We start from the raw sequence: 23,917 nt of genomic DNA on the forward strand, positions 1-23,917 counted from the left end.
GGTCACCTGCCTCGCGTTGCGACCTCAGCCGCAGCTGACCGGTTCCTTGCCGGTGTTGATCTCGTTGAGCGACTGCACCGCGCCGGTGAGGTTCTCGACGCGCACCAGCCGCAGGCCGTCCGGGGTCCGCTGCTTGGCCTCGTTGCAGTTGGCGGCCGGGACCAGGAAGGTCTCCGCGCCCGCGTCGCGCGCGGCCATCATCTTGTACTGGATGCCGCCGATCGGACCGACCTTGCCGTCCTGGTCGATGGTCCCGGTGCCCGCCACGAACTTGCCGCCGTCCAGCTCGCCGGGGGAGAGCTTGTCGATCAGGGCCAGGCTGAACATCAGTCCCGCGGAGGGCCCGCCGATGTCGGCGAGGTTGAAGGCGACCTGCACCGGCGGGCGGGCGCCCTCCCCCGGCGTCACGCCGAGGTAGCCCTTGGCCGGGTCGCCGGGGCGCGCGCCGAGCACGATCGTCGCGGTCTGCTCGGCGCTGTCGCGCCGGTACACCACGGTCAGCGTGCTGCCGGGCGCCTGGGACGAGACCGCGGTGACGACGTCCTCGGGCGCCGTCACGGGCGTGCCGTTGATGCTGATCAGCTCGTCGCCCGCGCGCAGCACATCGTGGGCGGGCCCGTCGTCGGTCACCTTGCGCAGCAGCACCACCGTGGGCAGCCGCAGGTAATGCAGCGCGGCGACCTCGGCGTTGCCCTCGGAGTCCTTGAAGTCCTCCTGGTTGGACTTGTCGATCTCCTCACGCGAGACGCCCGGCGGGTAGACCTCCGAACGCGGCACCAGGCCGTGCTTGCCGCTGGCCCAGAAGCCGAATGCCTCGAAGATGCTCAGCCCGTCGCGCACCGACACCGTGGTCATATTGAGATGGCCCGTGGTCTGATCGACTTCGGTGCCGCGCACGTCGACGACGTCCTTGCCGTCCACCTCGCCGAGGGTGTCGAAGGTGGGGCCGGGCCCGAGTGCGACGAACGGCACAGTCAGCACACTGCCGACGACACCGAGCACGAGCACCGGGATCAGAGCGGCCACCAGGGTGAGGATCCGACGATTCACCCGGACCACAGTAATGACAGCAGGCGACGCGAGGCGCCGGAGGCGGTCATTTTCCCCGGGCGCGCCGCCCCCGGTTTCGCGCCGCGCGAACATCGGGACGCTGTGCTACGCGCGTAACGTGAAGGGCATGAACGACCTCCCCTTCGGATTCTCGAACCGCGACGACGACGATCGTAAGCGCGGTGACGAGCCGGGCGGTCCCGGTCCGAACGACCCGCTCGGTTTCGGTATCGGCGGGTCCGGCGCGGGCGGATTCGACCCGGCGCAACTCGGGCAGATGCTGACCTCGCTCGGCCAGATGCTCAGCGGCATGGGGCAACCCGGCTCGGCGCAGGCCGGGCCGGTGAATTACGACGTCGCCAAGCGGCTGGCCCGCCAGCAGCTCGGCTCGACCATCGCCCCCGTCTCCGCGGGCGCCGCGAGCGCGGTGGCCGACGCCGCGCATCTGGCCGAACTCTGGCTCGACAGCGCGACCACCCTGCCCGCGGGCGCCACCAGGACGGTCGCGTGGACCGCCAACGACTGGATCGAGCAGACCCTGCCCACCTGGCAACGCCTGTGCGACCCGGTGGCCCAGCAGATCTCGGGAATGTGGACTTCGGCGCTGCCCGAGGAGGCCAAGCAGTTCGCCGCGCCGATGGTCGGCATGCTGGGCCAAATGGGCGGCTTGGCCTTCGGGTCGCAGCTCGGCCAGGCGCTCGGCCAGCTCGCCAAAGAGGTGTTGACCTCCACCGACATCGGACTCCCGCTGGGACCCACCGGCACCGCGGCGCTGCTGCCAGCGGCGATCTCGGAGTTCAGTGCGGGGCTGGAACAGCCGGAGAGCGAGATCCTGGTGTTCCTCGCCGCCCGGGAAGCCGCCCACCAGCGACTGTTCGCCCATGTGCCGTGGCTGCGCCAGCAGGTGCTCGGCGCGGTCGAGGACTACGCGCGCGGCATCCGGATGGACTTCTCCGCGCTGGAGCAGGCCGCGCAGGACATCGACCCGATGTCGCTGGCCGATCCCGCGAAGCTCGAGGAGATCCTCTCGCAGGGCACCTTCGAGCCGCAGACCACCCCCGAGCAGAAGCAGGCGCTGGAACGGCTGGAAACACTGCTGGCGCTCATCGAGGGCTGGGTGCAGGTAGTGGTCGCCGAAGCCGTCGGCGACCGGTTGCCCGGCGCGGGCGCGCTGGCCGAGACGCTGCGCAGGCGGCGCGCCACCGGCGGGCCCGCGGAGCAGACCTTCGCGACGCTGGTCGGTCTGGAATTGCGTCCGCGCAAGCTGCGCGAGGCAGCGGCGCTGTGGCGCAGACTCACCAACGATGCGGGCATGACCGCGCGCGACCAGGTCTGGGCACACCCCGACCTGCTGCCGGACTCCGACGATCTGGACTCCCCCGCCGGCTTCATCGACTCGGTGATCGGCGGCGGCGCGGCCGTGTTCGACGATCCGCTCGCGCAACTGGCCGAAACCGAGGCGCGCGAGCAGGCCGCGCGCGAGAACAAGGATGACGACGCCGGGCCCGACCTGGGCAAAGAGGGCGGCGAATCCGCCTGAGCCGCCTTGTGGATGAAGCGAAATCCTGTGGATAACTGAGGATTTCGGAGCAAGTCGCGCACACCGCGATCCGCATACTGATGACATGACAGCGATTTGTCGTGGTCCTCGATTGCGCCCGAGGGTGACCGTGCTGGTCCGCCCGACCGGTGTCGTCCAACTCGGGTGCGATCCGGAAACCGCGGTGGTGCTCGGCCCGGAAGGCATGGACGCCGAGACGGTGCTCACTTTCCTCCGCCTGCTCGACGGTCTGCGCACCAGGCCGCAGATCATCTGGCGAGCCGGAGAATGCGGCATAGACGCCGAACGGGCTGTGGCATTGCTCACGCTGGTCGACGAGGCCGGGCTGCTGGACCATCCGCAGGACCGAGCCGTCCAGGTGCGGGCGGTGCGGGTGCACGGGCTCGGTCCGCTCTCGGACGCGGTCTCGGCCGGGCTGCGCGCGCTGGGCGTGCGGCCGAGCCGGTCCCGGGACTATCCGTCGGGCCCGGCGACGGTGCGGTCCTGGGGAGCGGACCTCGTCGTACTCGCCGACGCGCTGATGCCCGATCCGCGGCTGGTGAGCGAATTGGTGCTGCACCGCATTCCCCATCTGCAAATGCGCATCCGGGACAACAAGGGCGTCATAGGGCCTTTGGTGCTGCCCGGCGTGACCAGCTGCCTGCGTTGCGCGGACCTGATCCGCTCGCAGAACGACGCCGATTGGCCGCACCTGGCGGCCCAGCTGCTCGGCCGTATCGGACACGCCTCCCCCGCCGGCATCGCGGCGACGACGGCGGTCGCCCTCGGCGAGCTGGAGGCGATCATCGCCTGCTCGGCGCGGCGCACGCCGGCCACCCTGGACGCGACTCTGGAACTGGATCTCGATTCACATGTCCTCGATCGGCGCAGATGGGACCGCCATCCCGCATGCGCGTGTGCGCGCGTTTCCGCAGGCCTCGCGGCCGGAGCCCCGACGTGATCAAGATTGCCGTGGCAGATCGGCCGGTCCGTCCGCCATGATGGGTACGTGTCTGAGATCGTGCGCCGTCGCTCGTCCCGCAACGCCAAGTTGGCCAAGATTCCGCTCGGCATCGCCGGACGGGCGGCCGTGGGGTTCGGCAAGAAGCTCGCCGGAGGCGACAAGTCCGAGATCAACGCGCAGCTCAACCAACGCGCCGCCGAGCAGCTGTTCACGGTGCTGGGCGAGCTCAAGGGCGGCGCGATGAAGTTCGGGCAGGCGCTCAGCGTGATGGAGGCCGCGGTCCCGGAGGAGTTCGGCGAGCACTATCGGGAGGCGCTCACCAAGCTGCAGGCCGCCGCGCCGCCGATGCCCGCCGCCACCGTTCACCGGGTGCTCGACCAGCAGCTCGGCACCCAGTGGCGCACCCGCTTCCGTGAGTTCGACGACACCCCTGCCGCGTCGGCCAGCATCGGGCAGGTGCACCGGGCGGTGTGGTCGGACGGGCGGACCGTGGCGGTGAAGGTGCAGTACCCCGGCGCCGACGAGGCGCTGCGCGCGGATCTCAAAACCCTGTCCCGCATGTCCGGTCTGGTCGCGTCCGTGATCCCCGGTGCGGACGTCAAGCCGATCCTCGCCGAGATCACCGAACGCACCGAGGAAGAGCTGGACTACCGTAACGAGGCCGCCAACCAGCGCGCCTTCGCCAAGGCCTTCGAAGGGCACGCCGAGATCGTGGTGCCCAAGGTGGTGGCCAGCGCGCCGAAGGTGATCGTCACCGAGTGGCTGGACGGCGTCGCCGTCTCGACGATCATCAAGCAGGGCGCCGAGGATCCGGCGGGTACCCGCGCGCTGCGCAATCGCGTGGCGGGGCTGATGGGCCGGTTCCACTTCTCCTCCCCGGAGGTCGTCGGACTCCTGCACGCCGACCCGCACCCCGGTAATTTCATGATGCTGCCCGATGGCAAGCTCGCGGTCATCGATTTCGGCGCGTGCGCACCGATGCCGGACGGCTTCCCCGCGGTGCTGGGCCGCATGCTGGCCCTCGCGGTCGAGGAGCGCTTCGCCGAACTCACCGAACTGCTGTACGACCACGGCTGGGTGATCCCCGGCCGGGTGGTCACCCACCAGGAGATCGCCGACTATCTGCGGCCGTTCACCGACCCGATCCAGACCGACTCGTTCCACTTCACCCGCAGGTGGATGCAGCGGGTGGCGGGCAAGGCGTCGGAGTTCGCCAGTCCGGAAATGAAAACAGCACGGGCACTGCAACTTCCGGCGGAATACGTGATGATCTTCCGCGTGCTCGGCGGCTCCGTCGGCATCCTGGCCCAACTCGACGCCGAGCTGCCGTTCATGGAACTCGTCCGAACCTGGATGCCCGGCTTCAGCGAGGAGCGCACGGCCTCCTGAATTCCACCCACCCGACTCGGTCGAGCCGCGAGCCTCCAGCACTGTCCCGCCCAACCACAGATGCCCGACCATCGCCCTTCCGCCAACCCGCCGAGCCGCGAGCCTCCAGCACTATTCCGCCCAACCACAGATGCCCGACCATCGCACTCTGCCAACCCGCCGAGGTGCGAGTCTTACGAGCACCGTTCGCGGCCCGTCTCGCGTCCGAGTGACCGAAGCGCATGCGACGAAGTCGCGAGTCTCGGTCGCTCGGACGCGAGACTCCCCAGGGCCGCGAACACGCAGCGCCGCAGGCGCTGCAAATCGAACACAGCAGGCCAGCCGCCCACCGTCGTCCGGTGGGCGGCTGGTCTGCTTTCTCGTTCGTTGGCTCGGTCCGTGTCGGGACCGACGGAATCGAGCACATCGACCGGAGGGAGGGAAATCACTCCCCGGCTCATGCCGGGACCGCGACCTTGCGCGGACGACCGCGGGGACGCTTGCGGGCGATCACGACACCCTGGTCGAAGATCTCGCCGCCCCAAACACCCCACGGCTCACGACGATCCATGGCGGCGCTCAGGCAGCCCTTGCGGATCGGGCAGGTCGCGCACAGCGCCTTGGCCTGCTCCAACTGGACCGGGCTCTCGGCGAACCAGAGGTCCGGGTCTCCAGCACGGCAGGGCAGGACCTTGGTGATCTCCTTGGTCCGGGTAGTCGACGCCACGGTTCGGCATGTCACGTCAGTAGTGGCCTGCGGCCAACCCTGTGCGGTGAACACGTCGTTCTCCTTCAGCTCGTTGCAGCGGTTCGTTTGTTGTGGCGAAACCGGTGCCGGTCGGCTGAAGGGCCGGAGAATACTGGCCACGGTTTCGCTGTCGGGCGATCCGTGGCCAGGAGGTCGGGGAGGAGTTCCCTACCTAGGTCGACATCTGTGTCGAGTCCTGAACACGATCGCTGGGTGTGCGGTGCGGAGGCGTGCTGCCCGCGGATCCGCCGGCTCGAAGCCGGCTTCAGCCGCGAAGACACCGACTGCTGCCTCGGCAGCCGCCGGGTGCCAGCCCGCGCTGGGCTTGCCCTGGATCTCGGTACGGATAGACGTATGCATCGCAACGGAATTCACTTGCTTGCACGACGTGCCGAACGCACCGATTCCGGACACACCGATCCCCTGCAAGGCGAGGATCCCCCGGGAGGCCGCCATGGGCGCATAGACCGCAACGCCACTGGCGCCGAGGTTCATGATGTTGTCCACTGCTCCGCCTCCCTCCTGTACTCGTTGTGTCGCTAACTGTGCGCGCCGAGATGCCCTCCCGGTGCGTAAAAACACCATAGGCAAGATCTTCGAGCGCGACAACCTATTTTCTACCTGCGGTTTTGTGATATGGATCGAAGCCGGGACGCGACGATCGCGAGCACGTCGGCCCCGAACTGGTCGATCTTCTTCGCACCGATGCCCGCGATCGCGGCCAGCGCGGCGTCGTCGGCGGGCAGTTGTTCGGCGATCGCGGTGAGTGTGGTGTCGGTGAATACGACGAATTCGCGGACCCGCAGCGCCTCCGCCTTCTCCGCACGCCAGTCCCGCAGTGCCGCAAGCAATTCCGCGTCCAGTTCGGCCGGGCAGCGACGGCAGCGGCCGAGCATGGTGGCGTAGGTGCCGATCAACGGTTTCGCGCAGACCCGGCAGGTCGGGCGGACGCCGCTCGACGCCGACGGCGGGGCCGCGATACGCGAGGCGGGCGAATCGTCGGGGACGAGGCCGTTGAGGAATCGCGAACGCCGCCTGGAGCGCCTACCGCCCTCGTTCCTGGCCAGCGCCCAGGACAGCCGCAGATGTTCGCGCGCCCTGGTGACGCCGACGTAGAGCAGCCGCCGCTCCTCCTCGAGCGCCGCCTCGTCGGCGACCGAGCCGTCGTCGGCGAGGACGTGCGCGATCGGCATGGTGCCGTCGGACAAGCCGACGAGGAACACGGCATCCCACTCCAGGCCCTTGGCGGCGTGCAAGGAGGCCAGCGTTACCCCCTGCACCGTGGGTGGGTGCCTGGCCTCGGCGCGGGTCGCGAGTTCGCGCAGCAGGCCGGTCAGGTCGAGCCGCTCGTCGTGGCCGATCAGTTCCTCGGTAAGGCGCACCAAGGCGATCAGCGAGGACCAGCGTTCCCGAGCCTGCGCGCCCGCGGGCTCGGTGGCGGTGAGCCCGAGCGGGGCGAGCACCGCGCGCACCAGCGAGACCAGCGCATTGCCACTGCGCGCCTGGTCGGGCAGATCCTCGCGCGCCGCGGCCTGCCGCAGCGCCTGCACGGCCTGCCTGACCTCCGCCCGCGCGAAGAACCCCTCGCCGCCGCGCACCTGGTAGGGAATTCCGCGCTCGGTGAGCGCCTGCTCGTAGCTCTCGGACTGGGCGTTGATCCGGTAGAGCACGGCGATCTCGGCGGCCGGTGTGCCCGCCTCGATCAGCCTGCCGATCGCCGCCGCCACCGCCGCGGCCTCCGCGGGCGCGTCGTCGTATTCGGCGAACACCGGCTCGGGTCCGTCGGCGCGCTGGCCGATCAATTGCAGCCTGGTGCCCGCGATGCGCCCGCGCGCCGAGCCGATCACCCGATTGGCCAGCGACACCACCTGCGGAGTCGAGCGATAGTCGCGTTCCAGGCGGACGACGGTGGCATCGGGAAAGCGACGGGAGAAGTCCAGTAGGTAGCTCGGCGTGGCGCCGGTGAACGAATAGATCGTCTGGTTCGCGTCCCCGACGACGGTCAGGTCGTCGCGGTCGCCGAGCCACGCGTCGAGCACGCGCTGTTGCAACGGCGTGACGTCCTGGTACTCGTCCACCACGAAGCTGCGGTAGCGGCCGCGGAATTCGTCGGCCACCGCCGGATAGTCCTCCAGCGCCGCCGCCGTGTGCAGCAGCAGGTCGTCGAAGTCCAGCAGCAGGCCGTCCGGCGTCGCCTTGAGTTTCTCGTAACCCGCGTAGACATCGGCGACCCGCAGCGCATCGTAGGGCGTCTCGCGCCGCTGTTTCGCGACCGCCGCCACGTAATCCTCCGGCGCGATGAGCGAGCCCTTCGCCCACTCGATTTCGCTCAGCAGGTCGCGGACGCTGTCGGTGGCCGTGGAGAGCCCGGCTCGCTGCGCCGCCTGCGCGACGATCGGGAACTTGGCATCGATCAGTCGCCACGGCACGTCACCGACGATCTGCGGCCAGAAATACTTCAGCTGCCGCAACGCCGCCGCGTGGAACGTGCGCGCCTGCACCTGGCTCGCTTCGCCGCCGAGGCCGAGCGCGCGCAGCCGGGTGCGCAACTCCCCCGCCGCCCGCGCGGTGAACGTGACCGCGAGCACCTGATCGGCCTTGACATGGCCCTGCGCGATCAGATGCGCGATGCGATAGGTGATGGTCCTGGTCTTGCCGGTCCCCGCGCCCGCGAGCACGCACACCGGGCCGCGCGGCGCGCGCACGGCGGCGGCCTGCTCGGGATCGAGGTCTGCGAGGTCGAGAGCGGGCACGCGGTCCATCATGACAGCGCCCACCGACACCCACCGTGCGGGCGTCGACCCGAGCCTGCGCCGACGTCATCACGGACAACCGCAGCGACGCGGCCCGACCGCTGTCGACGTCATCCGACACATCCTGATGTCGGCGACGCAGCTGAGAACCGCGACCCATCGACATCACCGACACATCGAACTCGGCCCTCCACATCACTGCCGACGTGCCGGGTTTCGAGGCGAGTGCGGCGCCGTGTTCCACGCACCTGCGCGGAAGGTCCAGGGGATGCCGCTTGTCCACACGCGTGGTAACCCCACGATTCGCAGACGGGCGCAGAGCGGGTGGACAGCCTCCCACCTATCAGCGGTCGCGCAATAGCTGTAAGGACCGGAGAAAAGCGCCGCCCGATGCACCGAGCGGGGCGAAGTACTCCTCGTCGCACGCCTCGACCGCGACGATGGCCCGGTTGACCAGTGCCACCCCGGCTTCGGTGGCGACCAGGGCCTTCGCCCGGCGATCGCTCGGGTGGTCGCGGCGTTCCAGCAGGCCCTTCTGCGCCAGCGTGCGCACCACCTGGGAGGTCATCATCGGGTCGGTCGCGGCGTATTCGGCCAGGTCACGCTGTCGAACCGGGTCCGCGCGACCGGCGGCGAGGTAGGTCAGCGAGGCGAGCAGCACGAACTGCACATGGGTCAGATCGAACGGGGCGAGTGCCGCCCGCTGCGCGGCCTGCCAGCGATTGGTCACCTGCCACAGCAGCAGGCCGTGGCTTTCCTCGGCCGTGCGGAATCTGGAGCGCAGCCTGCCATCCTCCGCCTCGTGCATCGGCCTCCCTCACTCCTCGGTCATCGCCCGCGCGATCAGCGCGTAGTCGTGCGGGCTGAGTTCTATCAGGCCGCGGCGCAGGACCATCCCCCAGTTCGGCACGCTGGTGAATTCCAGATCGGCGCGCAACTCCTCGATCGGGGTCTCCCGCGCCCCGGCTCGGTAGCTGACCGAACGGCGCCACGGCTGGAAGCAGCCGCCGTCCTGGGGGTCGGCCTGCCAGGCCGGGCGGTCGTCGATGGTGCCGATCGCGGTGAACGAACGCACCGGCGCTCCGGTGCGCATGCCCTCGCGCGGCGAGTAGTAGATCAGCCCGTCGCCCGGCCGCATGCGTTCCACCGCCGTGCGCTTGCCGTGGTTGGCCTGCGCTATGCCGATTTCGACACCGCGCCGGACGTGTTCCCGGGACACGACCGCCAGCCAATATCTGGTGGACGACCCGGTGACCGTTCCGCGGTCGACGCCACTCCTCGATGACTGGGCACTCATGTCGGTGCTCCTTCCGTGCGTGTGGATCTCGGTGGGTACTTCGGCCGACGCTCGCTCACCACGACAGATCCGCCCGGGCGGCGGGCGTCCGCCGAGGGTGCGGCCGCTCACGCCGCGATCCCCTCCGCGACGGCGACCAGCGCGTCCAAGTCGGGCTGCACGGATCTCGCCAGCCCCGCGCCGAGGATCTTCGTCCACAGCAGCCGCAGCGGTCCGTCGATCGAGACCGTCACCGTGATCGTGGTGCGGCCGTCGACGGCGGCGACTTCATGGGCGAAGGTGAGCCGCGCACCCGGCAACTTCGACACATCGACGAACTCGCGGTCGGTCAGGCGCTCGATCACGAACCGGACCTTCGGACCGCCTTTCGGTCGCAACGTCCCGGTCGAGCCCTCGGCGAACGGTCCGTCCAGCCGAGCCCACTCGGTGTCGGTGTTCCATTCCGGCCAGGTCGCCATGTCGGCCCAGCGGGCGAAGAAGGCGGTGGGCGGGGCACTCGAGCAGGCGTGCGCGGTGGCGATGAGCGTCATGCATTTAGTATGCGCGCATACTAAATGCGGCACAAGGCGAGAAGAAGTTCGAGTTGGAACAGCGGGCAGCCGTCCGGCGTTGCAGTGTCCGTGACTGACGCGAACCCCACTCTGACGATGTACTCGACCACCTGGTGCGGCTACTGCCGCAGGCTCAAGAAGCAGCTGGAGGAGGCGGGCATCACCTACGTCGAGATCGACATCGAGCAAGATCCTGCGTCGGCAGAGTTCGTCGGCAGCGTGAACGGGGGCAACCACGTGGTGCCCACCGTGAAGTTCGCCGACGGCTCCACCGCGACGAACCCGTCGCTGGCCGCCGTCAAGCAGGTCCTCGCCGGTCTGTCCTGATCCGCCGCCACGCGCGGGTCGCATCGGCCCGCGCGGGTGCGTCAGTCGATCGCGGCCCAGGATTCGACTATGGTGCGCGCGATCGAGATCGAGCCGGGCAGCAGCAGCCGGGTACCTTCGTCCCGCTGCGACCAGTCGCCCACCGCCAGAGCTTCCCGCACCTGCGCGCGGGTGAACCAGTCGGCTTCGGCGATTTCGCCATCGGAGAAGACCAGCGGCTGCGCGGGATCGGCGACCGCGGCGAAGCCGAGCATCAGTGAGCGCGGAAACGGCCACGGCTGGCTGCCCAGGTAGCTGATCTCGCGCACGTCGAGACCGACTTCCTCCCGCATCTCGCGCTCCACGCAGCGTTCCAGCGACTCACCCGCCTCGACGAACCCCGCCAGCAGCGAGAACAGCGATTTCGGCCAGCTGCTCTGGCGCGCCAGCAGCACCCGGTCGCCGCCGTCGTGAATCAGGCAGATCACCGCCGGATCGATCCGCGGGAACTCCTCGTAACCGCTCTCGGTGACGCGCGACCATCCGGCCTTCGACGACATGGTCACCGTGCCGTCCGCGCCGTGGAACCCGGCCTTGTCGTGCCAGTTCAGCAGCGCGATCGCGGTGGACAGCAGCCCGGCGGTGCGGTCGTCGACGGTGCCGCCGGCCAGCGCGCGCAGATCGGTCAGCGTGCCCTCCAGTTCCGGATCGCGCACGGCCCACAGATGAATGCCGTCTTCGACGCCGAGGAACACCGCGGCCGGACTGGGTTCGGCGGACAACTCGAGGGCCGCGTCGAGGACCAGAACGTTCCCCTCGAAGCGCACCTGCCCGCGACGGTTGACCCGCAGCAGCTTGGCGGTGGCCCAGCCCTCCTTCAGAGCCTGGGCATCACCTCGGATCTGCTCGGCACGATCGATGACGGTACGGGAGAGCAAGGGAACACCATTGAGCTGAAATGCCGGCACGGTTCGAGACTATCGCGCCCGAGCTACCACCCGGCCCCGCCGGGGTCACTTGCCCGCCCGGCGGATGTACAGGAGTTTGTCGCCCGCCTCGACCGCGTCCACTTCCGGCTCACCTACCCGGTACAGCACCCCGTTGCGCACCACGCCGAGGACGATATCGCTGAGATGCCGTGGCGAACCGCCGATCTCGGACGACTCCACCTCACGCTCCGCGACGGCGAAGCCCTCCTCCGGAGTGAGCAGATCTTCCATCATCTCCACGACGGTCGGGGTGGTCGTCGCGATACCGAGCAACCGGCCCGCGGTCTCCGAGGACACCACCACCGAGTTCGCGCCGGACTGCCGCACCAGATGGGTGTTCTCCGCCTCCCGGATCGACACCACGATCTTGGCGGCCTTGTTCAGCTCCCGCGCGGTCAGAGTGACCAGCACGGCCGTGTCGTCCCGATTGGTGGCGACCACCACCGACTCGGCGTTCTGCGCACCGGCCAGCCGCAGCACGTCTGACTGGGTGGCCGAGCCGTGCACGGTGACCAGCCCGGCGTTCGCGGCCGCCTCCAAAGCGATGACGTCGGTGTCGACCACGACGATGTCGGCGGGCTGCACCCCGTCACCGAGCATGGCGTCGATCGCGGTCCTCCCCTTGGTGCCGTATCCGACGACCACGGTGTGATTGCGCACGGTGTGCCTCCATCGCTGAATCTTGAAAGCCTGCCGGGAACGTTCGGTCAGCACGCTGAGTGTGGTTCCGACCAGGACGATCAGGAACAGGATGCGCAGCGGCGTGATGATGATGATGTTCGCCAGCCGCGCCTCGGGCGTCACCGGGTGGATATCGCCGTATCCGGTGGTCGACAGTGACACCGTCGCGTAGTAGAACGCGTCCAGGAACGACAGTTCGTTGGCCGAGTTGTCGTGGTAGCCGTCGCGCCCGATGTACACCACCAGCGCGGCCAGGAAGAGCAGCCCGGTCGCGAACAGCACCCGCCTGGTCAGCGAAATCCACGGACTGGTCTGCACTTCCGGGATGCGCAACACGCCGACCAAGGCGAAATCCGGGCGGCTGGCCAATCCCAGTCCGCGCGCTCGCTCACCGAACACCGGACACACCCGTCATCTCGTCGCCAGCGTCGGTCATCCCCGGTATTCCTCGTCCCTCCGGCACAGCAGGGGAGCCTACTGTGTTTGTTCGGCCGCGACTTCGTCGCGGCGTGTTCGGTCTCGCTTCGCTCGAAACCGGGAGTCGAGGTGTGCGGGGCACGTTGACATTCGAACTCCGGATTTGGTGTGCGTGGCTCAGATGTTGTCCATCCGGGCCAACGTGCAGTTCACCGCGGACATGCTGGCCGGCGAGAAGGCTCCGCGGCTGGTCGAGATCGGCTCGGCGCTGCGGCTGCCGTTGCAGGTTCCGCTCATCACTCAGGCGCTGGCGGTGAGCCGGCGGGCGCGACGTTCCTGATCAACTCGGCCAGTTCCTCCGGACCGGCCAGGTTCACCGGCGCGATGGTGCGACCGGTACGCACGTAGTGGAACGCGGCGCCGATCCGGTCCAGCATCTCGTGCTCGGGCCGTCCCTCCCGCGCGGCCATCAGCCGCGCCCACGCCAGGCGATAGACGGCCAGCTGCATGGCGACCGCCGCTTCCTCGGCGGCGCTGGGCTCGGCGCCGGTCTTCCAGTCGACCACGGTCCAGCGGCCGCCCGGTTCGGCGAACACCGCGTCCATCCGGCCGCGGATCACGGTGCCCGCGATCGACGTCTCGAACGGAATCTCCACCTCGATCGGGCTCCGATCGGCCCACCGCGAGTTCAGGAACGCCTCCTGCATCGCGGTCAGCTCCGCGTCCAGCCCCGCGTCGGCCGCGCCGCTGTCGGCCGCACCGGGCAGTTCGTCCAGACCGAGCAGACGAGTGGAGCCGAACCACCGCTGCACCCAGGCGTGGAATGCGGTGCCGCGGCGGGCCAGCGGATTCGGCGGGTAGGGCAACGGGCGACGCAGGCGGGCGGCGAGTCTCGCCGGGTCGGCGCGCAGCTCGACCAGGGCGGTCGCCGCGATCTGACCGGGTAGCTCGACCTCCTCGGCGGCAACCGCGGCGGCCCGGTGTTCGGCAAGCAGGGCGTCGACGTCGGCGGCCCAGCCTTCGGGATCGCCGGGGACCGGCGCGGGCTGGGTGTGCTCGGGCCGGAACCGGTCCTCCGGCGGGGGCGGAGCGAAACCGGTCGCGGCGAATGCCGGTTCGCCTGCCGACAGGTACTCCTCCACCGGGTCCGGCGCCGTGCCGAAATAGGGTTCGATGTCCGCGTAGGGGTCGGCGTATTCGGTTGCGACGACTTCGAAGTCATCCGCGAACTCGTCCGGCGGGTACTCGTTGTCGGGCGGGTAGTAGTCCGGTTCGAACATGAGATCCGGCTCGTCCGGCGGCGGGGGCGCCATCTCGGCACGGTCGGGTCCGGCGCTGCGGTCTGAGACGATGCCCGGTGCGTCCGGGTCGCTGAGCCCGGCATCGGCGGCATCGGCACGACCGGAACCTACGGCACGGCCAGGCGAGGTCTCGGACGAATCCGGGTCACCTTGCCCGGCATCGGCAGGACGGGCATGTGAGTCGGCGCGACCGGGGCCCGCGCCACCATCCGGGACAGCCCCCGGGACGTCCAGGCCGCAGTGCCCAGCATCGGCATCGGCATCGGCATCGGCATGATGGGCACGCGAGTCGACATCGCCGAATGCAGAGTCGCGGTTCGGGGCGGTCCGACGCACGTCTGGACCATGGCGCTCGACGCCGGCAGGATCCGCACCTGGATCGGCACGCCCCGGACCGGCGCCGCGGTCCGGGGCAGCGCCAGACGCGTCCGGGCCGTGGCGCCCGGCGTCGGCGGGACGGGCACGCAGCTCGGCCAGCGCGGCGCGGACCAGCGCGGCGCCCTGTTCGATGGGGTCGCGGCGGGTGCTGAGCGGGTCTCGTGGCCACTCGGCGGTCGCCGGGTTGTCGGTGAAGGGGTTGACGGCGTCGGCGGCCGGCGGGTCGTCCCAGCGGTCGATCGTCAAGACGTCGTGGGCCGGGCTTCGCGGGTCCTCGTGCGCGCGTTTCAGTTCCAGCAGGAAGTCCGAGGGGCCTTTCGGGGAGCTGCCGGTCTCCGCCCAGTGATGGGCCGAAACCAGCAGGACGCGTTCGGTTCTGGTGAGCGCGACGTAGAACAGGCGGCGTTCCTCATCGATCCGGCGGCGTTCCAGCGCCTCCTTGTGCGCTTTGATCGCGCGGTCGAGGTCCGCGCGGTCGTACAGGTCGGTGAGATCGAGTACGGGCACGCCCTCGGCCGCGTCGTCCTGCTGACGGTCACCCCGCAGCGACGTCGGCAGTTCCGCCAGCGCGCCCAGCCACGTACCGGAACCGACTTTGGACGGGAACACGCCCTCCACCACGTGCGGGACCGCGACGATCTCCCATTCCAGGCCCTTCGCCGCATGCACGGTCAGTACCTGCACGCGGTCCTTGGCGACCTCGACCTCGCCCGGCTCCAGACCGTTCTCGACCTCCTCCGCGGCGGCGAGGAACGCGAGCAGTCCACCGAGCGAGGCGCCGGTGTCCGCGGCGTACCCGGCCACCACTTCGGCGAACGCGTCCAGATGCTCGCGTCCGGCCCCGGTACCCGCCATGGCTCGTCGGGTCTGGGTCTCCACCCCGACGCCGATGGTGCGCTCGACGTCGGCGACCAATTCCGCCAGGGGCTGACCGCTGCGTTCGCGCAACGCGGACAGCTCCCGGCCCAGCGCCTCGATGCGGGCGAACCCGGCGGAGGAGTACTGGTCCGGCGGGCCGGGGTCGGCGATCGCGTCGGCCAGCCCGGCCTGTTCGGCGGGTTCGGGCGCCACTTCGCGCAACGCCTCGTCCAGCGCGGCGCCGTCGGCGATCTCGGCCGGGCCCTGCGAACCGGGACGCCGGATGGACAGGTCCCTGGCGCGGCGGTTGAGCGCGGCGATGTCGGCGACTCCGATGCGCCAGCGCGCACCGGTCAGCACGCGCATGGCGGCGCTGCCCGAGCCGGGTTCGGCGATCAACCGCAGGGTGGCGACGATGTCGGCGACCTCCGGCGTGGCGAGCAATCCGCCGAGTCCGACGATCTCCACCGGGAGTCCTTGCGCGCGAAGCGCTTCCGCGAGCGGCGCGGCGTCGGCGTTGCGCCGCACCAGTACCGCCGACGTGGGCGGGGGCTGCTGCGCGGCGCGCCGGGCGGCCCACTCCGCCGCGATCCGCTCGGCCACCCAGTCACGTTCGGCGGCGACGGTGTCGGTCGACGCGAGCGCCACCACACCCGGCCCGGCTTCGGGCTTGGCACGCAACGCGTCGACCGTCACTCCGCCGCCCTCGATCGCCTTGCGCCGCAACGGTTCCGCGACCGAGTTCGCCAGCGCCAGCGCCTCCGGCGGATTGCGCCAGCTGGTCAGCAACGCCAGCGTGGGCGCGGGAACGCCCGGCGCAGTGGGGAAGTCGGTGGCGAACCGGGGCAGATTCGCCGCCGAGGCGCCACGCCAGCCGTAGATCGACTGCATCGGGTCGCCCACAGCGGTCACGGCAAGACGTTGCGCGTCGTGCGGTTGCGAGCGCTGATCGCGCCGCTCTGCCGGCGCGTGCGGGTCGTGCGCTCCGGCGAACCGCGGTTGCCCTGCTCCCCCTGTGTCGACGCGCCGCATGCCCCGCGCTGCGTCGCCGGGAGGGGCGTCGACGGCCTGCGAAGACCCGTTGTCCAGCATCTGGTCCGGATCGCGCTTCCCCATGCGGGACTGCGGGGCACGGCTACCCTGTGCGAGCCGGTCGGCGGCCGCATCGCGAGCATCGTCCACCGACGCCCCCGGTTGCCCCGTAGATGGCTCGAGACGCATCTCCTGCGCACCGTCGCGCACGGAGGCGCTTCCGGTCGACCTACCCAGGCCTCGATCGCCGCCTTGCGGCTGCCCCTCGAAAGCGCCTCCACTCATCAGATCCGGCTCTGCACCGAAGCCGTCCGGCTCCCCCGCGGAAGCGCTTCCGCCCGACACATCCGGGCTTCCGCCGAAGCCGTACGGCTCCCGCGCGGAAGCGCCTCCGCCCAGCGCGTCCCATTCTCCGCCGGAACCGCCGGGCTCGCCCTGGGAAGCGCTTCCGCCCGACACATTCGATGTCCGGTCCGACGCGCCCTCCGGCGCACCGCCGAACAGGGCGGCGAGCAGGACGCGCTGGGCGTGGCCGGTGTCCTGGTATTCGTCGAGCAGCACCAGCCGGAACCGGGCGCGTTCGGCGGCGGCGACCTCGGGGTGCTCGGCGGCCAAGCGCGCCGCCAGGGACATCTGCGCGCCGAAATCGAGTGCGCCGCGGCGGCGCAACGCCTCGCTCAGCTGTTGCACCAGCGGCAGCAGCGCGACCCGTTCCCGCTGTACCTGCACGATGTTGAGCAGCGTTTGGCTCGGGCCGCCCCGCTGACGCGGACCGGCGGGCAGTGTGTGCACCAGCTTGGCCAGTTCGGTGTGCGCCTCGGCCAATTCCTCCGGCTCGACCAGATGCTCGGCGAGTTGTCCGGACAGCGCGAGCACCGCCTCGGTGACCGACACGGGGGTGCGTTCGGTCTCCAGGTCGCCGTCCCAGGTACGGACCACCTGGTGGGCGAGCTGCCAGAGCTGGGTCTCGGTGAGCAGGGCCGCCGAGGGTTCCACCGGAAGCAGCAGGCCGTGTTCGGTGAGCAACCTGCCCGCGTACGAGTGGTAGGTGCTGATCTCCGGTTCCGCGCCGGTCAGCTGGGCACGCAGCCGGCCGCTCGGGTCGAGTTCGCGCAGCAGCGGCGCGCCGGCCAGCCGGGCCAGCCGGGTCCGGATGCGGGCGGTCAGCTGCTGAGCGGCTTTGCGGGTGAACGTCAGCCCGAGCACTTCGTCGGGCAGGACGAGGCCGTTCGCGACCATCCACACCACGCGGGCGGCCATGGTCTCGGTCTTGCCCGCGCCCGCGCCCGCGACCACCAGGGTCGGGCCCGGCGGCGCGGCGATCACGGCGGCCTGTTCGTCGGTCGGCGGCGGTAGGCCCAGCGCCTGCGCCAGCTGATGCGGCGTCACCCGGCCGGTCACGGCAGCGCCCCGGCGACCGGCCGCGGCGAGGCCGAGGGCGCGCTCACTCGTCGGTCACCTGCCTCCCGCTGTCCTGCACGGGGCAGCTGCCCGCCACCGCGCAGTGGCGGCATCCGTCGTTGCGCATGGCGAGGTAGCCGGGGCCCTGCGTGGAGGCGGCGGCCTGGTGAATGGTGTCCCGCCAGTGCTCGAGCGCCTCGGCGTCCAACGGGGGCTGCATGCGCTGGGTAGCGCCCTCCGCCTTGCTCGGCTTCGCGACGTACACCAGCCGGGCCCCACCGGGTTCGCCGGACGGACCGGCCTCGGTGTCCGTATCGGCGGAGCCGGGTTCCGCCGGTGTGTCGAGAGCGCCCATGGCGGCCGCCACCTGATAGGTCGCCAGCTGCGCGTGATCGACGGCGGCCTGCTTGGTGACGGGCGACTTGCCGGTCTTCACATCGACGATCACGAATCGTCCCTGCGCGTCGCGCTCCAGCCGGTCGACGCGGCCTCGGATCCGCACCGCGCGTTCCTCTTCCGTGCGCGCGGGCAACACGCAGTCCACCGGCACCTCGACGCCGGCCTGGGTGAGTTCGCCGCGGGTGTTGCGCACCCAGGCCGAGAAGGTCTCCAGCATCGCCTCGGTGCGGCGCAGCTCTTGCCGGGAATGCCAACCGGTCCCGGGATCCACCGCCTGCCAAGCGCGATCCAGCGCCTCGCGCACCTGGTCCGGGGGTACCTTGCCCGCGAGCGCCTGCACCAGCGTGTGCACCAGGTTGCCCTTGACGGCGTGCGGGTTGTCGCCGTCGGTGCCGCCGTTGCGTTCCAGCGCCCAGCGCAGCGGGCAGGTGCGCAGCAATTCGACGGTCGAGGGCGACAGCGCCACCGCGCCGTCGTCGTCGGTCCACAGCGGTCGCCGCGAGCTGAGCTCGGCGGTGCCATACCAGTCCTCGGGGTGGGTGCCCCGCACGCCCGCGTCCGCCAGCCGCGCGAGCTGATGCGCGGCGCGGCGCCTGCGCTCCGGATCGGCCTCGGGATCGCAGACCACGCCGCGCAATTCGGCGACCAGGGAGTGCATCACCAGGGCGCGGCCGGGATCGACCACCGGCAGCGCACCGGGCTCGCCGTCGTCGTCGTGTCCGAGCAGTTCGGCGAGGAAGCGCGAGGGCACCAGATCGCGTTCGCCCGCGACCGATTCCACGGCGGTGACCAGCAGCGAGCGCCGGGCCCGGCTGCACGCGACGAGCAGCAGCCTGCGTTCCTCGGCGAGGATCGGCGCCACGCGGCTCACCCGTTCCCCCGCGTCGGACACCCCGGCGGTGAGATCGACCAGGTCCTCGGTGTGCAGCAGGGTGCCGCGGGCGCGCGGGTTGGGCCAGATCCCCTCCTGGACCGCGGCGACGGCGACCACATCCCATTCCCGTCCGGCGGCGGCGTGCGCGCTCAGCAGCGCCACCGCCTCACCCGGTGCCGTTCGCGGCGCCGCGTCCTGCGGAATCTCCTGTTGGGACAGGTATTCGACGAACCCTTCGATGCTCGCGCGCGGCAACCGGTCGACGTAGGCGGCGGCCGCGTCGAACAACCCGACCGCGGCGTCCAGATCGCGATCGGCTTGCATGCCGACCGCGCCGCCGCGCTCCGACTGGGCCACCCAGCGCCGTTCCAGCCGGGAACCGGTCCACAGTGCCCACAGCACGTCCTCCAGGCTCGCGCTACGCCCGCGCGCCTTCCGTGCCCGGCGCAGCGCGTCCAGGACCCGGCGCAGCGGCGCGGCCTCGACCTCGGTGAGCCGGTTCAGGATCGCCGGATCGCCGGTCCCGATCAACAGGTCGCGCAGCACCTGCGCGGAGGGGCGGTCGATGTCCGTGTCGCGGTCCGGCGGCGGGTCGTCGGCCGTGTCCGGGGTTTTCGCCCCGGCGCGCACGGATTCCAGCGCGGCGCGCCGGATGCCCCTCCGCAGCCTGCGCAAGGCGATCTGGTCGGCGCCGCCCAGCGGGCCGGACAGCAAATCGAGGGCGTCCTCCGGTTCGAATGCCGGTTCCGCGCCCCGCTCGGCCGCCTCGCCCGCCAGGATCGCACGCAGCGACAGCAGCATCCAGGCCGCGCCGCGCCTGCGCGCCAGCGGTGTGTCCAGTGCGGGTTGCTGCACGGGCACGCCCGCGGCGAGCAGGGCGCGGCGCAGCGGCGCCAGCGACAGCGGCACCGAACGCACGATCACCGCCATCCGCGACCACGGCACTCCGCCGGTGAGATGCGCCCGGCGCAAGTGGTCGGCGATGAGCGCGGCCTCCTTCGCGGGAGTGGCCAGCACCCGGACCCGCACCTCGGTGCCGTCCTCCCGCGGTCGGGTGCCTTCGGGCACCGGAATGCGCTGCGGCGCACTGCCCGGCAGACGTGCGGCGATCCGCGCCACCGCCAACTCCACCTGACCGCCGCAGCGATGACTGTCGCGCAGCACGATGCGCCGCTCGGGCGGCACGTCGAGTTCGGCGACGAACCGCGCGTCCGCGCCGCGGAAGGTGAAGACGGCCTGATCGGGATCGCCTGCGATCACCGTGGTCCGCGCGCTGTGCCCGATCGCCCTGACCAGGACGGCCGCCTGCGGGTCCAGGTGCTGCGCGTCGTCGACCAGCAGGTATCCGATCCTGGCGCGTTCGGCGGCAAGCAGATTCGGGTCGGCGGCCAGCGCGTCGAGCGCCGCGCCGACCAGTTCGGCGGCGTCGAGCGCGGGCGCGGTCGCCTCCGGCGCCTCGACGCCGACCGACCAGCGCAGCAGCATCGTCTGCTCGTAGCGGATGGCGAACCTGCCCGCCGCCACCCATTCGGGTTTGGCGTGCTCGCGGCCGAGCCGCACCAGGTCTTCCGGTCCGAGGCCGCGTTCGGTGGCCCGGAGCATGAGATCGCGCAATTGCTCGGCGAACCCGCCGAGCGCGAGCGCGGGCCGCAGCCGCTCCGGCCACAATCCGCTCGCGCCGTCGGCAATGTCGGCCAGATCGCCGCGCAGCATCTCGCGCACCACGGCGTCCTGTTCGGCGCCGGTGAGCAGACGCGGCGGCGGGTTGCCGTGCGCCAGCGCGTGCCTGCGCAGCACGGAGAAGGCATACGAGTGCAGCGTGCGCACCAAGGGTTCTCGTGTGGCGCCGGGCACACCGCCCTCCGCGCCGGGTTCGGGTCCGCTCAACCGCGTGGTGATGGCGTCGCGCACGGCGCCCGCCGCCTGTTTCGAATGGGTCAGCACCAGGACCGATCCGGGATCGGCTCCGGCGGCGATGCGCTCGGCGGCGAGATCGACCAGCAGGGCGGTCTTGCCCGTGCCCGGTCCGCCGAGTACCTGCCAGGGCCGCCACCCCGGACGCGCCGGACCGGCCTCGGCGGCGGCGTCCAGCAGCGCGCGAACGTCGGCGCCCCAGTCTCGCGGCCGGGGCGCCACCACTGTCCGGCGAACCAGTCGCACCGCGCCATCCGATCGCACCACGCGGGCTATTGCAACAGACACGACCGACACGCCGGTACACGCCTCCGCCCGACCGCCGGTGCGCGCGACTGCGGCGCAGGTCAAAATGGACCGGTGTCTGTTTTGAATGTCCATCGGTTCGGTCCGACGACGGGACCGGTGGTGCTGGCCCTGCACGGCGTGACCGGCCACGGCAAACGCTGGGAAGACCTGGCCACCCGGCATCTGCCCGATGTCCGGGTGCTCGCGCCCGACCTGCGCGGACACGGTCGCTCGACCTCGCTGCCGCCGTGGAACTTCGAGACCATCGTCGAGGATCTGGTCGGATTGGTCACCGCCGAGGCGGACGGCCCGGTGGTGGTGGTCGCGCACTCCTTCGGCGGCGCGTGCGCGCTGCACCTGGCGCATCGGCATCCCGAACTGGTGCGCAAGCTGGTGCTGCTCGATCCGGCCATCGCACTGGAACCGGAATGGCTCAACGAGATCGCGCTGTCCACCCTCGTCTCGGCCGACTACGACAGTGTCGAGCACGCGCGCCAGGACAAATTGGACACCGGCTGGGGCGACGTCGAGCCGCGGTTGCTGGAAGCCGAACTCGACGAACACCTGATGCCCACCGCCGACGGGCGCTTCGGCTGGCGGATGAGCCTGCCCGCCGTCAACTCCTACTGGGGCCAGCTGGCCCGCCACTGGGTGCTGCCGCCCGCCGACCTGCCCACCGTGCTGGTGCAGGCGATGAAGGTGCACCCGCCGTTCGTCACACCGGAGTTCCGCGCGGCGCTCACCGAGCACATGGGCGCCCGCCTGACCGTGCTCGAATGGAACTGCGATCACATGGTCGCCCAGGCGTATCCCGCACAGACCGGCGAACTCGTGCGCTCGGTGCTCTGAGCCGATGCCGACCACCGACGCCCAGGTGGAGCAGGTGCGCGCGCTGGTGGCGGCGATCCCGCCCGGACGGGTCGCCACCTACGGCGACATCGCGGCGGCCGCCGGTCTGTCCACGCCGCGCACGGTGGGCTGGATCATGCGCACCGACTCGGCCGACCTGCCCTGGCACCGCGTGCTCGGGGCGAGCGGCAAGCCCGCCGCACACCTGGCCCACCGTCAGCTGCGCCTGCTCGCCGCGGAGGGCGTGCCGATCCACGACGGACGCGTCGACCTGCGCGCCGCGCGTTTCCCGCTGCCCGATCTCCCGCGCGACTGAGCACCGCTTTCCGAAATGCCTCCGTGCCCGAATGGCGGACAGTACCGTTGATTCATGCCCACCCGCCTGGCATGCGTCGCCTTCGATGCCGACCGGCCGCGTCCGGTCGCGGACTTCTGGGCCGAACTGCTCGGATGGAGCGTGACCCTCGACCGCCCCGACGAAGTGAACGTCGCGGCCCCCGACGCCGACGGTGCCGAGCTGGCGCTCACCTTCCTGCCCGCGATGCGGGCCAAGGTCGGCAAGAACCGCCTGCATCTCGATCTGGCCACCCGCTCGCTGGACCACCAGCGCACCCAGGTGGACCGGGCGCTGGCATTGGGTGCGCGATCGGTCGACATCGGCCAAGGCGCGGTGCCGTGGGCCGTGCTCGCCGACCCGGAGGGCAACGAGTTCTGCGTGCTCGAACCGAGGGAGGAGTACGTGGACACCGGGTCCGTCGCGGCGATCGTGGTCGACACGCGCGACCCGCGACGCCTCGCCGAGTTCTGGTCGGCCGCCACGGGCTGGCCGTCCACGCACCGCGGCGAGCGGCTCACCGGGCTGCGTTCACCGACCGGGCTCGGCTCCTGGCTGGAGTTCGTGCGCACCCCCGACGCGGGGTCCGGCCGCACCAGGCTGCGCCTGGATCTCACCTCGTTTCCGGCCGACGACCGGGCCGCGGAGGTCGCCCGGCTGCACGCGGCGGGCGCCACGACGATCGACCGGGGCGCGCCGGTGGCCGTCCGGGACACCGACCTCGTGCTCGCCGACCCCGAACTCAACGAGTTCCGGCTGCTGCCCCCGGCTCGGTTCTGGTCGAACGCCTGATCCGGGCCGTCCGCTCCCGGGCTTCCCGGCGGTGACGAATTAGCATGGCCGCCATGGTGTACCTAGCTCGAGGTCGTGGCGTGTGATCGCCGCCGACGCGATCGTGCTCGCGGGCGGCCGGGCCAGCCGGATGGGCGGCGTGGACAAACCGTCCATCGTCATCGGCGGCCGTTCCATGCTCGAGGTGGCGCTCGCCGCCGTCGCCTCGTGCGCGCACACGGTGGTCGTCGGACCGCATCGGCCCGAGCTGGCGCCGGAGATCATCCAGGTGCGCGAGGTACCGCCCGGGTCGGGTCCGGTGCCTGCGATCGACACGGGGCTGCGCGCCCTCGGCTCCGCCGCCCCGCTGGTGGTGGTGCTGGCCGCCGACCTGCCGTTCCTGTCGCCGTGGGCGATCGCCGAGCTCATCCGGCACGCCACCGAATCCGGCGCGGACGCGGTGTTCGCCGCCGACGAGTCGGGGCGTCCGCAGTATCTGATCGGGGTGTGGCGGCGCTCCGCGCTGACCGCCGCGCTGGACGGGCTCGACGCGCTGATCAACCAGCCGATGAAAGCCCTGGTGCCCGCCGCCGCCGCGATCATCCCGCTCTCCGGCGTCGGCGACTGCGACACCGACGAGCAGGTACGGCAGGCCAGGGCGGCGGTCGACGCACCACGGCGGCAACCGCCGCTCGACCTGGACGAGGCACGAAACGTTCTGCGCCGCGACCTGTCCCGGCTCACCACATACGAGGCCGATCTGCATTCGGTGCTCGGGGCGGCGCTCGCGGGCCCGCTGACGGCGGCCGGGCCGCTGCCCCGCTTCGACGTCTCGGCGATGGACGGCTACGCGG

20 protein-coding genes are annotated in these 23,917 nt (G+C 71.1%); 9 read left to right on the forward strand and 11 right to left on the reverse strand.

Annotated features, from left to right (window positions below):
- Positions 1 to 24: 24 nt before the first annotated feature.
- Positions 25 to 1,050: a YlbL family protein gene (locus NG1_RS26800; protein ID WP_218019003.1), complete on the reverse strand. Its 1,026-nt coding sequence runs from the start codon at positions 1,048 to 1,050 to the stop codon at positions 25 to 27.
- Positions 1,051 to 1,177: 127 nt separating this feature from the next.
- Here NG1_RS26800 and NG1_RS26805 point away from each other — a divergent pair, with 127 nt between their 5' ends.
- From NG1_RS26805 to NG1_RS26815, 3 genes are all read left to right on the forward strand, one after another.
- Complete coding sequence (locus NG1_RS26805; protein WP_062975306.1) at positions 1,178 to 2,590, forward strand: zinc-dependent metalloprotease; 1,413 nt, start codon at positions 1,178 to 1,180, stop codon at positions 2,588 to 2,590.
- An 85-nt stretch (positions 2,591 to 2,675) separates the two neighbouring features.
- Positions 2,676 to 3,551, forward strand: a complete 876-nt coding sequence (locus NG1_RS26810) for a hypothetical protein (RefSeq protein WP_062975308.1) — start codon at positions 2,676 to 2,678, stop codon at positions 3,549 to 3,551.
- Positions 3,552 to 3,599: 48 nt separating this feature from the next.
- Complete coding sequence (locus NG1_RS26815) at positions 3,600 to 4,943, forward strand: ABC1 kinase family protein (RefSeq protein ID WP_062975317.1); 1,344 nt, start codon at positions 3,600 to 3,602, stop codon at positions 4,941 to 4,943.
- Positions 4,944 to 5,379: 436 nt separating this feature from the next.
- Here the strand turns inward: NG1_RS26815 and NG1_RS26820 are convergent, their stop codons facing one another.
- From NG1_RS26820 to NG1_RS26840, 6 genes are all read right to left on the reverse strand, one after another.
- Positions 5,380 to 5,703, reverse strand: coding sequence for a WhiB family transcriptional regulator (locus tag NG1_RS26820; protein WP_157114250.1), 324 nt, complete (start codon positions 5,701 to 5,703; stop codon positions 5,380 to 5,382).
- A 135-nt stretch (positions 5,704 to 5,838) separates the two neighbouring features.
- On the reverse strand, positions 5,839 to 6,177 hold the full coding sequence (locus NG1_RS37005; RefSeq protein WP_157114251.1) for a hypothetical protein: 339 nt from the start codon (positions 6,175 to 6,177) through the stop codon (positions 5,839 to 5,841).
- A gap of 110 nt (positions 6,178 to 6,287) precedes the next feature.
- On the reverse strand, positions 6,288 to 8,435 hold the full coding sequence (locus NG1_RS26825; protein WP_062975320.1) for an ATP-dependent DNA helicase UvrD2: 2,148 nt from the start codon (positions 8,433 to 8,435) through the stop codon (positions 6,288 to 6,290).
- Between the two features lie 331 nt (positions 8,436 to 8,766).
- The gene (locus tag NG1_RS26830; RefSeq protein ID WP_062975323.1) at positions 8,767 to 9,231 is read right to left on the reverse strand and encodes a MarR family winged helix-turn-helix transcriptional regulator; all 465 of its coding nucleotides are present in this window, start codon (positions 9,229 to 9,231) and stop codon (positions 8,767 to 8,769) included.
- A 9-nt stretch (positions 9,232 to 9,240) separates the two neighbouring features.
- Positions 9,241 to 9,720: an EVE domain-containing protein gene (locus NG1_RS26835; protein ID WP_084499211.1), complete on the reverse strand. Its 480-nt coding sequence runs from the start codon at positions 9,718 to 9,720 to the stop codon at positions 9,241 to 9,243.
- Between the two features lie 107 nt (positions 9,721 to 9,827).
- Entirely contained in the window at positions 9,828 to 10,250 is a 423-nt protein-coding gene (locus tag NG1_RS26840) for an SRPBCC family protein (RefSeq protein WP_062975326.1), read from the reverse strand.
- Between the two features lie 117 nt (positions 10,251 to 10,367).
- On the opposite strand from NG1_RS26840, the gene NG1_RS26845 reads away from it, so the two are divergent.
- Positions 10,368 to 10,598: a mycoredoxin gene (locus NG1_RS26845; RefSeq protein WP_085994930.1), complete on the forward strand. Its 231-nt coding sequence runs from the start codon at positions 10,368 to 10,370 to the stop codon at positions 10,596 to 10,598.
- Positions 10,599 to 10,639: 41 nt separating this feature from the next.
- Here the strand turns inward: NG1_RS26845 and nudC are convergent, their stop codons facing one another.
- Positions 10,640 to 11,545 (reverse strand): NAD(+) diphosphatase, encoded by a 906-nt coding sequence (gene nudC / locus NG1_RS26850; RefSeq protein ID WP_062975328.1) that lies wholly within the window; start codon positions 11,543 to 11,545, stop codon positions 10,640 to 10,642.
- Positions 11,546 to 11,590: 45 nt separating this feature from the next.
- Positions 11,591 to 12,646 (reverse strand): potassium channel family protein, encoded by a 1,056-nt coding sequence (locus tag NG1_RS26855; RefSeq protein ID WP_062975332.1) that lies wholly within the window; start codon positions 12,644 to 12,646, stop codon positions 11,591 to 11,593.
- 190 nt (positions 12,647 to 12,836) lie between these two features.
- On the opposite strand from NG1_RS26855, the gene NG1_RS37010 reads away from it, so the two are divergent.
- Complete coding sequence (locus tag NG1_RS37010) at positions 12,837 to 13,004, forward strand: hypothetical protein (protein ID WP_157114252.1); 168 nt, start codon at positions 12,837 to 12,839, stop codon at positions 13,002 to 13,004.
- On the opposite strand, the gene NG1_RS38555 is transcribed toward NG1_RS37010, so the two are convergent.
- Positions 12,961 to 17,634: a UvrD-helicase domain-containing protein gene (locus NG1_RS38555; RefSeq protein ID WP_084499212.1), complete on the reverse strand. Its 4,674-nt coding sequence runs from the start codon at positions 17,632 to 17,634 to the stop codon at positions 12,961 to 12,963. The two genes, NG1_RS37010 and NG1_RS38555, sit on opposite strands and share 44 nt — an antisense overlap.
- A gap of 43 nt (positions 17,635 to 17,677) precedes the next feature.
- On the reverse strand, positions 17,678 to 21,109 hold the full coding sequence (locus tag NG1_RS26865; RefSeq protein WP_062975358.1) for an ATP-dependent helicase: 3,432 nt from the start codon (positions 21,107 to 21,109) through the stop codon (positions 17,678 to 17,680).
- A gap of 72 nt (positions 21,110 to 21,181) precedes the next feature.
- On the opposite strand from NG1_RS26865, the gene NG1_RS26870 reads away from it, so the two are divergent.
- The 4 genes from NG1_RS26870 to mobA form a co-directional block, all read left to right on the forward strand.
- Positions 21,182 to 21,958: an alpha/beta fold hydrolase gene (locus tag NG1_RS26870; protein ID WP_062975334.1), complete on the forward strand. Its 777-nt coding sequence runs from the start codon at positions 21,182 to 21,184 to the stop codon at positions 21,956 to 21,958.
- Between the two features lie 4 nt (positions 21,959 to 21,962).
- Positions 21,963 to 22,274, forward strand: a complete 312-nt coding sequence (locus NG1_RS26875) for an MGMT family protein (RefSeq protein ID WP_040868972.1) — start codon at positions 21,963 to 21,965, stop codon at positions 22,272 to 22,274.
- A 54-nt stretch (positions 22,275 to 22,328) separates the two neighbouring features.
- The gene (locus NG1_RS26880; protein WP_062975335.1) at positions 22,329 to 23,084 is read left to right on the forward strand and encodes a VOC family protein; all 756 of its coding nucleotides are present in this window, start codon (positions 22,329 to 22,331) and stop codon (positions 23,082 to 23,084) included.
- 82 nt (positions 23,085 to 23,166) lie between these two features.
- A partial coding sequence (mobA, locus tag NG1_RS26885; protein WP_157114254.1) for a molybdenum cofactor guanylyltransferase occupies positions 23,167 to 23,917 on the forward strand: 751 nt, incomplete at its 3' end.

Origin of the sequence: Nocardia gamkensis NBRC 108242, from assembly GCF_001612985.1 — a bacterium.
GTDB lineage: Bacteria > Actinomycetota > Actinomycetes > Mycobacteriales > Mycobacteriaceae > Nocardia > Nocardia gamkensis.